General features: G+C 42.2%; 15 protein-coding genes. 8 read left to right on the forward strand and 7 right to left on the reverse strand.

Annotated elements, in window-relative coordinates; genetic code table 11:
* Positions 1 to 293 precede the first annotated feature (293 nt).
* Positions 294 to 2,039 carry a GUN4 domain-containing protein gene (locus tag V7K45_RS07950; protein ID WP_335002132.1) on the forward strand — a complete coding sequence of 582 codons (1,746 nt, stop codon included), beginning with the start codon at positions 294 to 296 and terminating at the stop codon, positions 2,037 to 2,039.
* 287 nt (positions 2,040 to 2,326) lie between these two features.
* On the opposite strand, the gene V7K45_RS07955 is transcribed toward V7K45_RS07950, so the two are convergent.
* The 5 genes from V7K45_RS07955 to V7K45_RS07975 form a co-directional block, all read right to left on the reverse strand.
* Positions 2,327 to 3,400: a PstS family phosphate ABC transporter substrate-binding protein gene (locus V7K45_RS07955; RefSeq protein ID WP_335002095.1), complete on the reverse strand. Its 1,074-nt coding sequence runs from the start codon at positions 3,398 to 3,400 to the stop codon at positions 2,327 to 2,329.
* A gap of 170 nt (positions 3,401 to 3,570) precedes the next feature.
* Positions 3,571 to 4,818: a serine/threonine-protein kinase gene (locus V7K45_RS07960; RefSeq protein WP_335002097.1), complete on the reverse strand. Its 1,248-nt coding sequence runs from the start codon at positions 4,816 to 4,818 to the stop codon at positions 3,571 to 3,573.
* Between the two features lie 1,485 nt (positions 4,819 to 6,303).
* On the reverse strand, positions 6,304 to 6,930 hold the full coding sequence (locus V7K45_RS07965; RefSeq protein ID WP_100898841.1) for a cytochrome c oxidase subunit 3: 627 nt from the start codon (positions 6,928 to 6,930) through the stop codon (positions 6,304 to 6,306).
* 101 nt (positions 6,931 to 7,031) lie between these two features.
* Entirely contained in the window at positions 7,032 to 8,768 is a 1,737-nt protein-coding gene (ctaD, locus tag V7K45_RS07970; protein ID WP_335002100.1) for a cytochrome c oxidase subunit I, read from the reverse strand.
* Between the two features lie 208 nt (positions 8,769 to 8,976).
* Positions 8,977 to 10,065, reverse strand: coding sequence for a cytochrome c oxidase subunit II (locus tag V7K45_RS07975; protein WP_335002102.1), 1,089 nt, complete (start codon positions 10,063 to 10,065; stop codon positions 8,977 to 8,979).
* Between the two features lie 405 nt (positions 10,066 to 10,470).
* On the opposite strand from V7K45_RS07975, the gene V7K45_RS07980 reads away from it, so the two are divergent.
* Together V7K45_RS07980 and V7K45_RS07985 are read left to right on the forward strand one after the other, a co-directional pair.
* Positions 10,471 to 11,406, forward strand: a complete 936-nt coding sequence (locus V7K45_RS07980) for a COX15/CtaA family protein (protein ID WP_335002104.1) — start codon at positions 10,471 to 10,473, stop codon at positions 11,404 to 11,406.
* A gap of 269 nt (positions 11,407 to 11,675) precedes the next feature.
* Positions 11,676 to 12,629: a heme o synthase gene (locus V7K45_RS07985; RefSeq protein ID WP_335002106.1), complete on the forward strand. Its 954-nt coding sequence runs from the start codon at positions 11,676 to 11,678 to the stop codon at positions 12,627 to 12,629.
* On the opposite strand, the gene V7K45_RS07990 is transcribed toward V7K45_RS07985, so the two are convergent.
* A complete protein-coding gene (locus tag V7K45_RS07990; RefSeq protein ID WP_335002108.1) occupies positions 12,619 to 12,750 on the reverse strand; it encodes a hypothetical protein in 132 nt (43 codons plus the stop codon). The two genes, V7K45_RS07985 and V7K45_RS07990, sit on opposite strands and share 11 nt — an antisense overlap.
* Positions 12,751 to 12,793: 43 nt before the next feature.
* On the opposite strand from V7K45_RS07990, the gene V7K45_RS07995 reads away from it, so the two are divergent.
* Both V7K45_RS07995 and V7K45_RS08000 read left to right on the forward strand, forming a co-directional pair.
* Positions 12,794 to 13,036, forward strand: coding sequence for a type II toxin-antitoxin system HicB family antitoxin (locus tag V7K45_RS07995; RefSeq protein WP_094348053.1), 243 nt, complete (start codon positions 12,794 to 12,796; stop codon positions 13,034 to 13,036).
* Positions 13,036 to 13,215 carry a type II toxin-antitoxin system HicA family toxin gene (locus V7K45_RS08000; RefSeq protein WP_335002111.1) on the forward strand — a complete coding sequence of 60 codons (180 nt, stop codon included), beginning with the start codon at positions 13,036 to 13,038 and terminating at the stop codon, positions 13,213 to 13,215. Before V7K45_RS07995 ends, V7K45_RS08000 begins: the two co-directional genes overlap by 1 nt.
* 224 nt (positions 13,216 to 13,439) lie before the next feature.
* Here the strand turns inward: V7K45_RS08000 and V7K45_RS08005 are convergent, their stop codons facing one another.
* Entirely contained in the window at positions 13,440 to 14,807 is a 1,368-nt protein-coding gene (locus V7K45_RS08005) for a serine/threonine-protein kinase (protein ID WP_335002113.1), read from the reverse strand.
* A gap of 190 nt (positions 14,808 to 14,997) precedes the next feature.
* Here V7K45_RS08005 and V7K45_RS08010 point away from each other — a divergent pair, with 190 nt between their 5' ends.
* From V7K45_RS08010 to dhaL, 3 genes are all read left to right on the forward strand, one after another.
* On the forward strand, positions 14,998 to 15,873 hold the full coding sequence (locus V7K45_RS08010) for an MBL fold metallo-hydrolase (protein ID WP_335002115.1): 876 nt from the start codon (positions 14,998 to 15,000) through the stop codon (positions 15,871 to 15,873).
* Positions 15,874 to 16,070: 197 nt separating this feature from the next.
* Positions 16,071 to 17,144, forward strand: coding sequence for a dihydroxyacetone kinase subunit DhaK (gene dhaK / locus V7K45_RS08015; RefSeq protein ID WP_335002117.1), 1,074 nt, complete (start codon positions 16,071 to 16,073; stop codon positions 17,142 to 17,144).
* Positions 17,145 to 17,160: 16 nt separating this feature from the next.
* On the forward strand, positions 17,161 to 17,790 hold the full coding sequence (gene dhaL, locus V7K45_RS08020; protein ID WP_335002119.1) for a dihydroxyacetone kinase subunit DhaL: 630 nt from the start codon (positions 17,161 to 17,163) through the stop codon (positions 17,788 to 17,790).
* The last annotated feature ends 3 nt before the right edge of the window (positions 17,791 to 17,793 follow it).

Here is a 17,793-nt window from a genome sequence, read left to right on the forward strand (position 1 = left end):
TGCGATTTCAATCTTAAAAGGGCGGCTCATGGTTATTTTAATTTATCAAGTTTGTTTTCTCTATTATATGCAGCTTCATATAAAATTGGTATAAAGGTGTAAAAGATTTAAATATACGTCTAGAACAGACTAACAAAACTAAAGAAAAAGATAGTAACTCTCAGTCCAAAAATAGTAACGACCAACCAAAGAAGGAGAGTTCATCTCAGCAAAATAATAATTATAATCAAAGCAATACTAATAATCAAGGTAACACAGAAAACTCCCTTCCAAAAAATCCCTATTCTATACCTATTGGAGCCGCTGGTATTGGAGGTTCAACTTTAGCCGTTATATCACTATGGCAGCAACTTCGTAAATTAGTTGGAGACCCTAAAAAAGCGCTGATTCAATATCTCCAATCACCTGATTATAAAAGTCAGATTTCTTTTGTGGAGAAGTTCCATGAAGACTTTAAGAAAATTGTCGAAGCTTATGCAGGTAAAAACAATAAAGTCTATGTTTTTATTGATGACCTCGATCGTTGTGAGTTTGCTAAATCTGCTGATCTGATGCAGGCTTTTAACTTGATGATATCCAACGATCCTCATATAATTTTTATTCTTGGTATGGATAGAGAGAAGGTAGCAGCAGGTCTTGCAGTTAAGTACAAGGATATTCTCCCTTATCTGCCTTTATCCTCAATTGCACCTAACACCGACAATAAAGATAGCCGAAGCTCATTCTTGAGTGGCATAGAATACGGTTATGCTTTTCTTGAGAAGTTTATCCAAATTCCCTTTCAAGTACCAAAACCAGCTCAGTCAGACTTTCAGCGTTTTTTAAATAAAATCGCCCTTCCGGTTCAGCAAAAAAAGAAACCCAGTTTTTGGAAGCCTGTTAGTAAAAATATTTCCACATTCTTCCAACAATTTAATAATAAGCAGCAGTTAAGCCGAAACCCAGAAGTACAACCTTCACAAGCGCAACCTCCACAAGCACCAACTCCACAAGCACCAACTCCAATAGAAAAGAAATTAGCTCGTCGTGAGAGAATCAAATTTAATGTAACCCAAGATTCTCAAACAGTTCGGGATATTGTGTTAATGGTCGCTTCTTGTTTAGATTATAATCCGCGTCGTTTGAAGCAGTTTATTAATTTATTTAGACTCAAAACCTATATTGCCAGTAATACTGGACTCTTTGATGAAATAGTTGATGAATCACAAGGTGCGACTATTAATCAACTTTTGACCTTAGAGCAATTGGGTAAGTTTACTGCTATTAATGTGAAATGGCCGCGGCTAATTGTTGATTTAGATGTAGACCGTAAGTTACTCACAAATTTACAAAAGAGGGCGCTTAATCATACTGCTAACTTTGACTTTAATCAGTGTAATGAAATTACAAAATATTGGGGTGGTAAACCAAAGTTATTGGAACTACTCCGCTATACGGGAGCCATTTATTCTCCTTTACCAGATCAGTACATACTCGAAGATAAATATAGCCTGGAAAAAGTAGACGTAGATAAACTCTTACAAGTGTCGCCAGGAACACAAGATGACCTCAGTTCTGAAAGAGGCATTGACTATAGTAAACTGCGCGATTTACTAGCAGCAAGAAATTGGAAAGAAGCTGATTATGAAACTTATTTAGTGATGTTGCAAGCTGTTGGAAGAGAGGAAAACGATTGGTTACGTCCAGATGAACTTTTAAACTTTCCCTGCACTGACCTCCACACAATTGACCGCTTGTGGGTAAAATATAGCAATGGACGTTTTGGCTTCAGCGTTCAGAAGAACATTTATTTAGAAGTCGGCGGCAAGCTTGGCAGGAAGTATGATCAAGAAGCCTTTGTAGAGTTTTGCGATCGCGTGGGATGGAGAGTGGAAGGAACCTGGATCTCGAAGTTTGACGTAAATTTTGACACCTCTGTCCAGTTGGGACACCTCCCTCTCTCTCCGAGAGTTTCCGACCCTGTAGCCGAGCCGACCTCGATAGTTTTCTCTCCCAAGCAATGGGTTCTCTTCTCTCGCATCGAGACTTGTAAACTGTAACATATAAAGCTTTCGCAAATTTCTAAACATTTATCACAGCCTATTTTTCCACGTATTAATCAACATTTCATCGATCCGATACCTGGCACTGTGGGCTGATAACAGTTTGCCTGAATAAATTTTTCAGCTACTTCATGCACCTCCCTACTCTCAGTTACTTTCTGATTATTCCAAGGTAAACTCATTTGCCCAGGCGACGACTTTTTACCCTTACTACAATTCGGTGAATGGTGCGATCGCTTCCCCAAGATCCCCGACTTCTTTAAGAAGTCGGGGATCTGAATCTACTAGCGAACGCCAACAAAACCAGCTTGCTCAATTGCTCTTTGCCCTTGGTCAGTTAATAAAAGATTGGCATAAGCATTTCCAATCTGCTGTTCCCGGCCTTTGTTCTGCTTAATAATCACAAACAAATTAGCAATCATCGGATAGCTGCCATTTTTGATCGCCTGAGTATTTAGCTGGTTGCGCTGATGCGGACATTGTTCAGGCGAAACCATCGGCTCCTGATAGGGGGTAATGAGCCGAGCGGAAGTCTGACCCAATGGCAAAGCCTTCACGCTACATTGAAAGACTACTGAACGGGCTGAAGCATAATACACACCACCAGGGGTTTTACTGACTTGACGTACCGCTTCTGTAGCAGAGTAGACATATTGCACATTAGAGCCAAATGCTTGCCCCTTTAAGTCGCTATTGTTAGGGAATATTACTGTATCTGCGTCCTCTGGTCGTTGCGAAAAAGCTGTAATGGGTAGATTTGGCCCGCCGACTTGATTCCAGTTTGTAATTTTCCCTAAATAAATTTGCTGCAATTGTTCAACAGTTAAACCAGGCACATTGAGTGATGGATTGACTACCACTGCTATCCCATCCATACCCACTTGACGTTGCTCAAGGGTGAAGCCTCGCTCTTTTGCCGTAGCTTGTTCTTCATCTGTGAGGGGACGGGAAGACTGAGCAAAGTCTAGTTTCCCATCAAGCAACATCCGAATGCCGGAGCTAGAACCAGGACTACCATTAACAGGGTTTACATAGCGTAATCGTAGTTCCGGGCGATCGCTCTGGATCTGAGAATCTACCAATTGCCGAATAGATGCCCAAGCGGTACTACCTCCGTAGTTGAATGAGGCAGGGGGAACATCAGCAACTGTCTGAAAAGTTGATGCATTATTAGAAACGCGACTGAAATTTTGATTAGAGGAATTAACGCTGTTACGGGACAATAAATTTGGCTTCAATAACCACCAAAGTAATCCGCCAATAACCATAAGTGTGAGGACTTTACCAATAATCAAACCTCTAAGAAAGAGAGAGATTTCGCTGTTAATTAAAGCTTTTCTTTGATTTGTATTGTCCATATTTTTAAATATTGTTTCATTGTATTTATCTTACAGTAATATCTAAGTATTTATCCTACAGTAATCATGAAATATTTAAATTCAAACTAAATCTGTAATAGCTAGTTAATAGGCAGTTTGATGATTGCTGCTAGATGATTAATCTTTTTAATGTAGTAAAATTAAATTTGCTATTTGGTGTTTTTTGGAATGGTACAATTGCTTTGACAGATTCCTTTCTTAGCTGCTGATTTAGCTACTAGGCTATTCGTATTAGTTAACAATGACCCACCAAATCTTTCTAAAAAACTCTTTAGTGGAGTAGGTTGGTTTGGAAGCGATGTCCCCGTATTAATGAATGTATAGATTAAAACTATTACTATCAAACTCGTAGTTGCACCAAGACCAATGCCCAGGAGCAAAATAAAGTTTCTATAAGTTAGCAAATACGTATCATCAGCCTTGTGGTTGATGATATCAGCAGATTGTGGAGAATATGACAACGCTACATCAGAATTAAGTGCTTGTAAAGCTTCTGTGGCAGACTGATAACGCTGGTTGTAGCGATCGCGAACCATTGTATCTAAAATATTTGCCAGAGGATCGCTTACCTCTGCCTTATCGCGCCAGATAACTTCTCCAGTACTGGGATCTTCTGGTAATTGCTCAGGCATTAAACCTGTTAAAGCTTGAATGCCAATCATCCCGACTGCATAAATATCGCTGCAAAGTTTTGGCTTTCCCTTAGCCTGTTCGCTTGGCATATAGCCAGGAGTCCCAACCGCAATTGTTAAGCCTGCTCCCAAAGCACCAATTTTCTTAATACTCCCAAAATCAATTAGCACAATCTTTTGATCGGAGTACCGCCGCATTAAGTTTTGAGGCTTAATATCTCGGTGAATAATATCGTGCTGGTGGACGAAAGCCAGTACTTCTAGGATATCTTGTAATAAATTTACGACTGTATTCTCGTTGAGACGCTGACCTGGGACAATTTCTTGAGTCAAGGCATGACCGTCAATATATTCCTGAACTAAATAGAAATCCCCGTCTTCATTAAAATGAGCAAACAGTCTTGGGATTTGATCGTGGTTGTTACCTAGCTGGTATAAAACTTCTGCTTCCCGATCGAATAGCTTTTTGGCAATGGGTAGAACAGCAGGGTTAGAATCTTTTGGATGGAAATGTTTGACCACACAATGAGGTTGTCCTGGTAAATCCAAGTCAATGGCCAAGTAAGTATCACCAGAACCGCCACTTCCTAACTGTTTGACAATCTCAAAGCGATTCCGAAGTGTTTTTCTGTTGAAAGAGGATCTATGTCTGTTACGTATAGCACCCCCTACTAAGTAAGTGTTACCAGATTCTCCGCTTCCCATCACTTTGACAGTTTCAAAGCGACTTCGGAGTGTTTTTCTGACTAGAGGCTTCTGGCTCATGTGGCGTATACTACTTCTTAATTTACTGACCATTCAGAGCTTGAGGGAGGTTATGAATAACTGCTTGCTGCTAGATTTGCTGATATTTGCGGCAGTTAGCCATCGCGCGACCTATGCTTTGTATACCTTTGGTGCTTAATTGCTTGACTGCTTTGTTTAATACCCTTACAAGTATCTTAATACAAAATTAATTTATGAAATACTTCTGTAATATTATCACTTAAGTAAATTTAGCATGAGTCCACAGTATTTAAACTGTGGACAAAGAATAATATTTATGAGTTAAGATGGCTATTGATGTTAACTATTAAGTCTGATTACTGACAAAAGCTTGAGCAGTTAAATTTAAAGGCACAAATAGCACTTAAAGCGTTCGCTACAATTTTGTTGTCAGATTTTAGTTCTTAACTAACTGCGATCGCCTTGTCAGATCGATGTGAGTTCAATGAAAAGCCTAAAAAAGATCGGGTAAGTATCGAGCAATGGTTTTTGAAGTAAATTCGGTGTAATTTTTCAATCATCCACACATTTTAGGATCTCGATCTACTCACAATTCTAGTAAATCTGTAATGCGTATTCGTTTTCACGAAATACCACAATTAATATGTGATACCAATTGTTAAAAAAGAATCCACCCTTACCCTACCCTTAGCATGGTGAGAGTGGGCGTTGGGTATCTGTCGTAAACATTTTTTGAATTGGTATGAGCTACTTAAACGAGAAAGCAAAATCAAGAATTACAATGATTGCAATCTCTCGAATAACTTCAAGTTTCCACTTTTAAGACTAGAAAAAATATTAGGACTGCATTTCATTAAATTAAATCAGCATAAATTTGCGGAATTTCTTTATTTATTGGTTTACTCAGTCCTTAGAATATCAATTTACAGTATACTAACTGGTTATTCAATACTTTCTCTCAAACATCCTACTTTTCCGACCTTTCCTACCTTTTACTTTACTCGTATTTCTATCACTTACATCTAGCAAAAGTAATAGTGGGAATGGTCTACACTTATTTTGATATATTTTTTATTTAACTTTTCTGGTTAAAGGATAAATATGCATTATATGTAAACCCTATAGAGACATAGCACTACTATAGGACTCATATTTGATTGCGTGAAAAAACTCAGTAGAACTAGGAAGCCTTCTTTCCCTTGCAAGAGTGCCTACTGCAAGAGTGCCTGTCTACGCAAATCAGTATGACTACACCACGCTGCGCGAACAGAAATCAAAGCGTATTCCTATATGTCTCTACAATCTTTTTGACTCATACAGCAGTTTTCTTTTACATGAGGTACAAAGTCACTGGTTTTGAGGTAGGAGGCAGGAGGAAGAAGAATAATTTGATTTGTGAATGCTTAGTTCTGTACCTCATTCAGTTGCAAAGTGCTGTATTTTTATTCTGTTAATTAAAAAAGCCCCCACTAGTGGGGGCTTATTAAGTTGTCAGCGTGGATTGAACAACTAGTTAATTAATACTCACAGTAGATATAGTAATCCGAACAAAATAATCCAAATTACGTCAACGAAGTGCCAGTAGATTTCGGCCGCTTCAATACCAAAATGCTTTTCGTTACTATAGTGGCCCGGAACGCGCGATCGCCACAACACAGCAACAATCGCCAAAACGCCAATGGTTACGTGTAATCCGTGGAAACCAGTCAAAACGTAAAATGCACTAGCAAATAAATTGGTAGTTAAACCAAATTCTAAATGGGTATATTCATATACTTGACCCACTAAGAAGATAGCACCCATTGCAGCCGTAATTGCTAACCAAATCTGGGCACCCCGCGCATCGTTCTTTTTAATAGCAGTATCGGCATTGTGCATGACAAAACTACTAGAAATTAGATTGATAGTGTTAACTCCAGGTAGCAATAGTTCTAACTCTGGCGTACCTGCTGGGGGCCATGCAGGTAAGGTAGCACGGAAAGCCAAATAGGCTCCGAACAACCCCATAAAAATCATCCCTTCAGCAATCAGGAAGACAATTAGCCCAAACATCCGATGGTCTGGATGTTCTTCGTGATGACCGACGGACGCTTCCGCCGCATGGTGATGATTTAGTTCGGTTTTAGCTGGGTCAATAGTTTGACTTTGCATGAATTTTTATAAGTGGGGAATTGGGCATTGGGAATTGGGCATGGGGCATGGGGCATTGGGAAGAGAATTAATTAACTAATTCCTTGTCCCCTCTGCCCTGTTTATTTTCGGTCTTCGGGATTAGCGGCAACCGCTGGGTCGGGTTCTGCTCTTAGTACTGAGTTTGGCCCACCAGATAAGACGGGATTGGGATCTGATAAAGGTACACCTTCATTAGCATTTTCCAAACCGTAGTCGTAGGGGCCTGTTGCCAGTACTGGAGTTTGATCGAAATTTTCGATCGCAGGTGGTGAGGTTGTCATCCACTCTAAGGTAAGTGCCCTCCAGGGATTATTACCAGCTTTCTCACCGTATAACCAACTCCAAATCGCATTAATGATGAAGGGGAATGTCGAAACTGCTAGTATGTAAGCGCCATAAGTGCAGATTTCGTTGAGAAAGGTAAATTTGGGGTCATACTGGGCGATACGGCGGTTCATGCCCATTAATCCCAGCTTGTGCATTGGTAAGAAGGTCATGTTTAGACCAACTATTGTTAAGGCAAAGTGAACCTTACCCCAAAATTCGTTTACCATCCGTCCCGTCATTTTCGGGAACCAGTGATAAATCGCCGCATAAATGCCGAGAACGCTACCACCAAAAAGGACGTAGTGCAAGTGTGCTACTACAAAATAGGTGTCGTGAACGTGAATATCAAAGGGCACTGCTGCCAACATCACGCCACTGATCCCGCCAATCACAAAGGTGCCGACAAAGCCGATGGCAAATAGCATGGCAGTGTTAAGCCGGATTTTTCCACCCCACATGGTTGCTAACCAGCTGAAAATTTTAATTCCTGTGGGTACGGCAATGATCATCGTGGTGATCATAAAGAACATCCGCAACCAACCGGGAATACCACTGGTAAACATGTGGTGCGCCCAAACAATTAGCCCCAAAAAGCTAATGGCAAGAGACGAATAAGCGATCGCTTTATAGCCAAAAATCGGCTTGCGGGAATGCACGGGGATAATTTCTGAAATTGCGCCAAAAAAGGGCAAAATCATGATGTAAACGGCTGGGTGGGAGTAAAACCAGAACATGTGCTGGTATACCACTGGGTCGCCACCGCCAGTTGGGTTAAAAAATGTTGTCCCGGCAATTAAATCAAAGGCAAGCAGAATCAGACCTGCTGCTAACACTGGTGTAGATACCAGAGTTAGTGCCGAGGTAGCAAACATCGCCCAGCAGAACAAGGGCATTTGATGAACTCCCATACCAGGGATACGCATCTTGAGCAATGTCACCAAGAAATTGATTGCCCCTAAAATCGATGACGTACCTAGTAAAAGGACGCTCATAATCCAAATTCCCTCACCGACTTGACCTGTTACCAAGCTCAGGGGAGGGTAGGAAGTCCAACCCGCATCCGGTGCATCGCCTACCACTAAACTAGCGATCAACAATAAACCCGCTGGGGGAATCATCCAAAAGGCAACAGCATTCAAGCGCGGAAATGCCATATCCTTTGCCCCAATCATTAAGGGGATGAGGAAGTTAGCAAAACCCGCACCAGCTGGCACGATCCACAAGAAAATCATGATCGTGGCGTGCAGCGTAAATAAGCTGTTGTAGACTTCAGGGGTGACAAAATCGACTTCTGGGGTTCGCAGTTCTGTACGAACCAAGTCAGCCATCACCCCACCGATACAGTAAAAAATGAACGTAGTGACTAGGTATTGAATCCCAATCACCTTATGGTCGGTGTTGAAACTAAAGTAGTCTTGCCATTTTCTCATCCCTGGCTCCTCAACAAGAGCAGGGGCGTTGGCAGTTTCTTGCACTTGAGCTTGGGTCATAGTCGTTAGTTATCTTTTGTCATTTGTCCTCTCTTACAAAGTTCTGATGCCTGCGGCAACCCCTTCGGGGAACGGAGGAAACCTCCGCTCAGACTTTGCGCTTTGTCAGTTGTCCTTTGTCATTTGTCATTTATTTAGACCAATACTTCGACTCCTTTCGACTCCGCTCAAGGCAAGTCGCTCAGTACAAGTGACTAATGACTAATGACTAATGGTGAACTTGATGCAGAATTTCTGGCTTAATTCCCATATCCTTGGTGTAAGGAGCGAGAAATTCATTTGGGGATAGATTCGCAGGGTTAACAGCAACGGCTTGATTTAGTGTTTCTTTACTGGCAACTAGCTGTTCTTGCACCCATTTGTCAAAGGCTTCTTGTGGCTCAACAACTACTGGCGCTCTCATTGCACCGTGGTAGGGGCCACAAAGTTCAGCACAGATCAGAGTATAATCTCCTGCTTTTTGGGGGGTGAAGCGAATCTCACTTTGCCTACCAGGAATCGCATCTTGTTTCAGGCGGAACTCTGGCACCCAGAAAGCATGAATGACATCGTTGGCGGTCATACTGATTTCCACTTCTCGCCCAATAGGAACGTGCATTTCACCTGTAGTTATACCAGTTTCAGGATAGGTGAAAATCCAGGCATATTGTAGACCAGTGACGTTGACTTGTAATTGTGCTGGTTTGCCTGCTTTATCAGGAGTTCCTCCAATTGTCGGAGCAACACTACCTACACCTGGGGCATTCCGCTTTTGCGGAATTTGGTCAGCATTACGAACTGCTGCGGTAGCTGGGTCTTGCATTGCCTCATCAGATTTTTCTTGATTGAGGTTGGGTTCGGTGCCAGGAGGAGTATCGCTTAAAGTTGCGGCGATCGCACTCCCATGTCCTGGCATTTTCATCGACTCCTGACTCATCGGTGCTTCATGGATAGCATGGGGATCAAAGCCACCGATTTCGTTGTAAACATCAAAGCTGTAAACAGAAATACCGATAACGATAATTGCTGGGATCGCCGTCCAGAGAATTTCTAGAGGTATATTACCTTCAACTGGTGGGCCGTCTTCATTGTCACCTGCACGCCGACGATATCTAAATGCAGAGTAAATTAAAATACCTTCAACGAGCAGAAATATCCCTGTCGAAACGATCATCATCGCGTTGAACAGACCATCCACCAAGACGGCTTCATCAGTGGCGGCTGCTGGCAACAGACCGTGATTTTGACCGTACCAAAGGCTGGCTAGCGTTAGCACGATGCCAATGAGTAATGTCCAGATGGAAGTTGGAATCTTCACGGCTTACTTAATTGAATTTACTATGTTATCTCGAAGCTACTCACTTACTAAGGTAGTCTAGGCTGTCAGACATGGGGGACAAAGGTCTGAAATTTTTATTAATTTTTTTGGCTATTTTAGTAATTTTGAGTATGAGTTTACTATCATACAACGCCAAAAATAGATGAAAATCAGTGAAAAAGTTTAAGGAAAAATTTAGAATGCTTAAATTAATTGTGATTAATCCATTTCTGACATCTTGAAAAATACCTAAAGCTTCAGGCAAAACCTTTCTGGAGTGATTCAAAGTATAAGTGAGTGCTAATCTATAAACCCATAGCCTATACGCTAGGGTGGAGATGGGACACTAAATAGAAAATTGAAAATTTTAAGAGATCCACCAAGAGCGGGCAGAAGGTATCGTTCATGAGCGAATTTGTCCTACAACAACAAAATGAAGCGGCACTTGGGCAGCAAAAGCCCAAGGAAATGATTCGGCGCTTGGTGTGGAAAATTTGCATAGCCACCTTAATTTTGATGGCCATAGGCAGTGCCACCCGCGTCATGAATGCTGGGCTTGCTTGCCCAGACTGGCCCTTATGCTATGGCGAACTCGTGCCAGCCAAGCAAATGAATCTCCAAGTGTTTTTGGAGTGGTTTCACAGATTGGATGCAGCTTTAATTGGTTTAAGCGCGATCGCACTTTTTGGTTTGTCCTGGTGGCATCGTCGTTTCTTACCCTCTTGGCTGCCTTGGGCATCAACATTCGCCCTGTTTTTAATTGTCTTCCAAGGCATCTTGGGTGGACTCACCGTCACCGAACTGTTGCGGTTTGATATCGTTACCGCCCATTTAGGAACTGCGCTGTTATTTTTTAGCACCCTGCTGATTATCGGCACAGCACTCACGCCCTATCAGGGAAATGGAACCGTTGGTAAGTTGCCTTGGGTCGGTTTAACTGCTGCTGTTCTGGTTTACCTGCAAAGTCTGCTAGGTGCTTTGGTAGGCTCTCGCTGGGCGCTACACCAATGCCTCGGCGGTTCTCAACTTTGTACTGTAATGTACAGCCATATTGCTGGTTTGGTGCCGCCAACAGTGGCAACCTTGGCAATGGTATTTATCTGTTGGCGGACACCAGCACTACATCCAGCCTTGCGGCGACTGGCAAATATGGCTGGTGCGTTGCTAACCTTACAAATCTTGTTGGGATTCGCCACTTTCAAATTACACCTCCAAGTAGAACCTCTCACCGTCTCTCACCAAGCTATAGGAGCTACTTTGCTGGGTACTTTGGTGGTTTTCACAGTTTTATCACTACGTGACTCAGTGAGTGCTGAGTCACGGGTGCTGAGTGCTGAGTAGGGAATGGGGCATTGGGCATTGGGCATTGGGCATAGTTATTCTTCTTGTCCCCTTGTCTTCCTCATCTTCCCTTGCTCCCCCTACCTCCCCTGCCTCTCCTGCTCTCCCTGCCTCCCCTGCTCCCCACTCTCCACTAAACGACGAAAGCCGCAACGGCGAGTATTGCGACCCATGCAGGTGCAGAAAATCTGTGTTTTCGTTTGCCTAAAAGAGCCAGCTTGAGCAGGGGCTGCATATAAGTTGTTGAAAAATAAGGAACCAGAGCCAAAATGATTGAGACTAATGTCTCTCGCCACCACGGAACATTTTTACAGGTAATTCAAAGTTACTACCAGCTAACCAAGCCTCGGATTATTCCGTTGCTTTTGATTACCACGGCTGGGAGTATGTGGATTGCTGCTAAGGGAGAAGTAGATCCATTGCTGTTGCTAGTAACTCTCACTGGTGGCACGTTGGCTGCTGCAAGCGCCCAGACGATTAACTGTGTCTATGACCGGGATATTGATTATGACATGGAGCGGACGCGCCATCGTCCGATGCCATCCGGTAAGGTGCAGCCGCGCGATGCTCTAATTTTTGCGATCGCACTGGCGACGATTTCCTTTACACTCCTGGCAGTATTTGCCAACCTGTTAGCCGCGCTGCTAGCTTTCTCTGGCATCGTCTTTTATATTTTGGTTTATACCCACTGGCTAAAACGCCATAGCACCCAGAATATCGTTATCGGTGGGGCTGCTGGGGCAATTCCAGCTTTAGTGGGTTGGGCTGCTGTCACAGGCACATTAAGCTGGTCAGCATGGTTAATTTTTGCCATCGTCTTTTTGTGGACACCACCCCATTTCTGGGCTTTAGCTCTGATGATTCGGGATGATTACGCAAAGGTGGGTATACCAATGCTACCTGTGATTGAAGGTGATACGGCAACCGTGAAGCAGATTTGGTACTACACACTGGTAACAGTATTTGCAACCGTGTTATTGTTTTATCCCTTGGGTGCAAGTGGAATTCTTTATGCTGCGATCGCCCTAATTCTGGGAGGATTATTTATCCACAAATCTTGGCGGCTGTTGCAAAATCCAGAGGATCGCGCTGTAGCTAAAGAGTTGTTTCTCTTTTCCATCTCCTACATGATGCTGTTGTGTCTGGGGATGGTAGTTGATAGTCTTCCCGTTACCCATAATCTAATTAGTGCGGTGAGTAATCATCTGCATTTTATTGGATAGGGGATGGAAAATTTAGCGATCGCGTTTGGTAAAGGGGCGCGATCGCATTTTTGGCAATTAAAAAATATACATAATAATTTGAGTTTTGCTGATTTGCGATTAAAAGTAAAATTTTAGTCATAGGTAAATCGATCAAAAAGCTAAATGAAGTTGTAAGAATCTAAATGTTGACAAATTATATTCGTACAGCATTGCACAAAGCAACCTACGAGTTACTTGAGGATGGAACTTTTTATAGTGAAATTCCAGAATGTCAAGGAGTTTGGGCAAACGCTGCAACACTAGAAGCTTGCCGGGAAGATTTGCAAGATGCTCTTGAAGGATGGATTATTTTAGGATTGCGTTTGGGTCATACTCTACCGATACTCGATGGTGTTGACCTGAATTTCACCAAAGAGGTCGCATAATGCCACCCTTTGGATCGATTAATCGGCGGGATTTGATTCGTTATCTGAAAGATGCAGGTTTTGATGGCCCTTACCCAGGTGGTAAGCATCAATACATGGTCAAAGGCGAATTAAAGCTGACAATTCCCAATCCGCATCAGGGAGACATCAGCCCAAGCCTACTAGCCCAAGCCTACTAAATAGAATATTACGTCAAGCTAATATAAGCAGAGATGAATGGGAAGCGTTATAAATTATATGCGCGATCGCTCATGAGACAATAATCTCTCGTGCGATCGCACCAGGGGCTAACTCAATTGATTTCGGCTGTAAATATAGGTTAAAGCTCTAGCTGTATAACCACCATCGGGATCATCTTCAACGAGAAATACAATTTCACTCATAGCGAATCTTTTCTTAACTACTAAATTTTACAATTTACAAGCTTTGATGTAAGGGCAGATAGTCTTTTTCTTCTTCCAACTATTCTCATACTCCATACTGCTCTGGGTAGTTGTCCAGCCGGAGCAGTTAATGTAAATGATAGAAATTCATAAGGCTTCCAATTATTTTTAATTCGCCAACCTAGACACTCTCCAAAATATTTCCAAGTTTTAAAATCTAAATCAGGTTTTCCCCCAACGCTGTCCCATATTTGCTTTTGAATACTAAAACCAAAGCGCCCATTACTGTATGTTACCCACAAGCGATCAATAGTTAAGAGGTCTTGACAGGGAAGCTTTTCAATATCTTCTACTCTGAGATAACTTTCTTTTTCTCGATAAGATATTTTCAGCATAAGCTTCCAAGTTTCTTGATCAGCTTCTCGCCATTTACCAGATGCTAGTAACTTTTGCAAAATTGTATAATCTATCCCTACTGATGAATTCAAATTCTCCTCAGAATTAATAGCTTCTATAACCTCATCAGCAGATTGATAGCGTTCCTTCACATAATCTTGAATTAATTTATCCAAAACTTGCCCTAAGTGAGTAGTAATACTTCTACCTTGTGGTAAGTACTTTCTCCAAATCCAGCAACCCCTGAGCGCATCATAAAGTTCATCAGAACCATCTGCTTTTGGTAAACATTGTGTTAATAAACGAATACAAGTTACACCAAAACTATAAAGGTCGCTTGCAGGGAAAACTTGACCATGTATTTGCTCTAATGGTGTATATCCAGGCGTTCCTACTGTTGTGCCAACACCTACAAAAGTTTTTGTAATTTGTTTAGAAACACCAAAATCAATTAATATTAACTTACCATCCAGACGGCGCATAATGTTTTCTGGCTTGATGTCTCGATGAATTACACCGCGTTCATGGATAAACTTCAGGATAGGTAATAAATCAGTTAAAAGCTGTTTTATCTTTTCTTCGCTAAAAGCTCCCTGCTGCTGCAATTCTTGTAATAAATTCTGCCCCTCAATCAATTCTTGTACCAAATAAAGCCGCTTATCCTGTTCAAAATAAGCAATCAAACGGGGAATTTGCGGGTGTTCTCCCAAGTCATACAGACGCTTCGCTTCTTGTTTAAATAACTCTGTTGCTTTCTCTAGTGCAGCCGTTCCTTCAAATTGAGGGACAAATTGCTTAATTACGCAAGGTTCGTCTATTTTATCTGCATCCCTAGCTTCATAAGTTCTGCTAAATCCACCCTCACCCAAAAGTCGTATTACTCGGAAACGGTTTCTAAATAATGGTGTAAGTGTTTGTCCACACTTAATGCAAAATTTATTGTCATCAGGGTTAAAGGGATTTACACAACTGGAATTAGAACAGTAAAGCATATTTGGGAATATATCAGCAGATAGTGTATATGTTGAGTTTTCCCAATTTATGCTTACTGGGTTTCACAAGTCTTTATATTTTTGAGCAGATTTACTTCTAGTGACGGCTACAGTCTCAAGTTACTTTTGCTAGCGTAGGGATATAAGGTTTATCGCTCCCCAGTAAGCGGTTGGAAGCAAAAGGATTAATATGGCTCATTTAAATCAGCGTCGTCCCCAAAATGTCAACGGCGATTTTTATGTAGATACTACCTGTATTGATTGTGATACCTGTCGCTGGATGGCTCCTGAAGTATTTTATGATGTAGACGATCAATCGGCTGTTTATCATCAACCATCGAATGAGGCGGAAAGATTAGCAGCGCTTGAAGCACTTTTGGCATGTCCTACTAGTTCTATTGGCACAGTTGAGAAACCAAAAGATATCAAACTTGCTCAAGAAAAGTTTCCAATATTAGTAGCAGAAAATGTTTACCACTGCGGCTATCATTCTGAAAAATCTTACGGTGCTGCTAGCTATTTAATTCAACTTCCAGAAGGTAACATTTTGGTGGATTCTCCCCGGTTTACGCCGCCTTTAATCAAGCGTTTAGAAGAACTAGGGCCAATTCGTTATATGTACCTAACTCATAAGGATGATGTGGCAGATCATCAAAAATTTGCCGAGCATTTTCAGTGCGATCGCATCCTCCACGTTGATGATATTACTGCGGGTACTCGCAATGTAGAAATACAGCTAACTGGTTCCGAACCATTTACTTTGACTCCAGATTTCTTAATTATCCCAGTTCCCGGTCATACCAAAGGACATACTGTTTTACTCTACAAAAATAAGTTTTTGTTTACTGGCGATCATCTCGCTTGGTCAGAAAGCTTGCACCAACTGACTGCATTCCACGGAGCCTGTTGGTATTCTTGGTCAGAACAGACTAAATCAATGCGTAACTTGGCTAATTACTCTTTTGAGTGGGTACTACCAGGTCATGGACGAAGGTTTCATGCCGATCGGGAAACCATGCGCCAGCAGATGCACAAGTGTATTGAGTTAATGGAATCTTTGGATTGACATTAAATAACTGACTTTTCACGTCATCTAGAAAAACCTAACCTCCTAACCCCCAACTCGTCGGCGGGAAGGGGGAAATTTCAAAGTCTCTCTCCTTTTAGGAGAGAGATTTAGACAGAGGTCAGACTGACTGTATTGCATACAAACCAGAAGCGCTATAACCTGGGTCTTAGCACCCTTTTAACCAAACACGGATTATGAAAAAGCTGATCAACAAGCCGGAGGACTTTGTGCGCGAAAGTCTAGAAGGTATGGCGGCGGCTCATTCCGATTTAATTAAACTGAACTACGATCCCGCTTTTGTCTATCGAGCCAATGCACCTATTCCGGGTAAAGTAGCAATTATTTCAGGTGGTGGCAGTGGACATGAACCAATGCACGCTGGCTTCGTGGGCAAAGGAATGCTGGATGCCGCTTGTCCTGGTGAGGTTTTCACTTCACCTACTCCTGACCAAATGCTAGAAGCAGCAAAGCTTGTAGATGGAGGTTCAGGTATCCTTTATATCGTCAAAAATTACAGTGGCGATGTGATGAACTTTGAGATGGCAACGGAATTAGCGCGTAGTGAGGGCATTCGATCGCTAAATATTTTGATTGATGACGATGTAGCAGTCAAGGATAGCCTCTATACCCAAGGACGGCGGGGTGTGGGAACAACAATACTGGCAGAAAAAATTTGTGGCGCGGCGGCTGAGGCTGGGTATGATTTGACACAAGTAGCAAATTTATGTCGCCGAGTTAATCTGAATGGGCGGAGTATGGGAATTGCTTTAACATCTTGTACAGTTCCCGCTAATGGAACGCCGACATTTGAATTGAGCGATCGCGAAATCGAATTAGGTATCGGTATCCACGGTGAGCCAGGAACAGAACGTACCGCCATTAAATCAGTAGATGAGATTACCGAAATTTTAACGCGATCGCTAATTGAGGATGCAGCATACAGCCGCACACTGCGCGAATGGGATGAAGATAAAGAAGAATGGGCAGATGTAGAGCTAACAAGTCTACCATTTGCTAAAGGCGATCGCTTATTAGCTTTTGTCAATAGTATGGGTGGAACCCCGATTTCCGAACTGTATATTGTTTACCGCAAACTCGCCCAAATCTGCGAACAGCAAGGATTGCAAATTGTGCGAAACTTAATAGGCCCTTACATCACATCTCTAGAAATGCAAGGTTGCTCCATTACCCTGCTGAAATTAGATGACGAGATGATCCGCCTATGGGATGCACCAGTAAAAACACCAAGTTGGCGCTGGGAAATTTAACTAATTATGAATTAATATGGTGACTCAAGCGCAGATATTACAATGGTTGCAGGCTTATGCGACTGATATAGAGCAGAATAAAGCATATTTAACAGAACTAGATGCTGCGATCGGAGATGCTGACCACGGGATCAATATGGATCGCGGCTTCAAAAAGGTAAGTGCTCAGTTACCAACTCTTACAGACAAGGACATCAGCAGCATTCTCAAAGCCGTGAGTATGACCTTAATTTCTTCTATTGGCGGTGCTAGTGGCCCTCTTTATGGCACCTGGTTTTTACGAGCCAGTACAGCAGTAGTTGGTAAGCAAGAATTAACAGAACAAGATGTTTTAGGACTACTCCAAGCAGGCTTAGACGGGGTGCTGCAACGTGGTAAAGCGCAACTAGGAGACAAAACAATGGTGGATGTGCTGTCTCCATCTGTAGCCGCTTTTGAGCAAGCTGTAGAAGAAAGTAAGGGAACGCTGGAAGCTATGCAACAGGCTGTAGTAGCAGCTCAAAAAGGGTTGCAGGAAACTATACCAATGCAAGCGAAAAAGGGACGGGCTAGCTACCTGGGGGAACGGAGTATCGGACATCCAGATCCAGGAGGGACTTCTGCTTATTTGATGTTGAAAAGTTTGTTAGGGGTATTGGAAACCTAAACA

The sequence above is a fragment of the Nostoc sp. genome, assembly GCF_036917375.1.
Taxonomy (GTDB): domain Bacteria; phylum Cyanobacteriota; class Cyanobacteriia; order Cyanobacteriales; family Nostocaceae; genus Nostoc.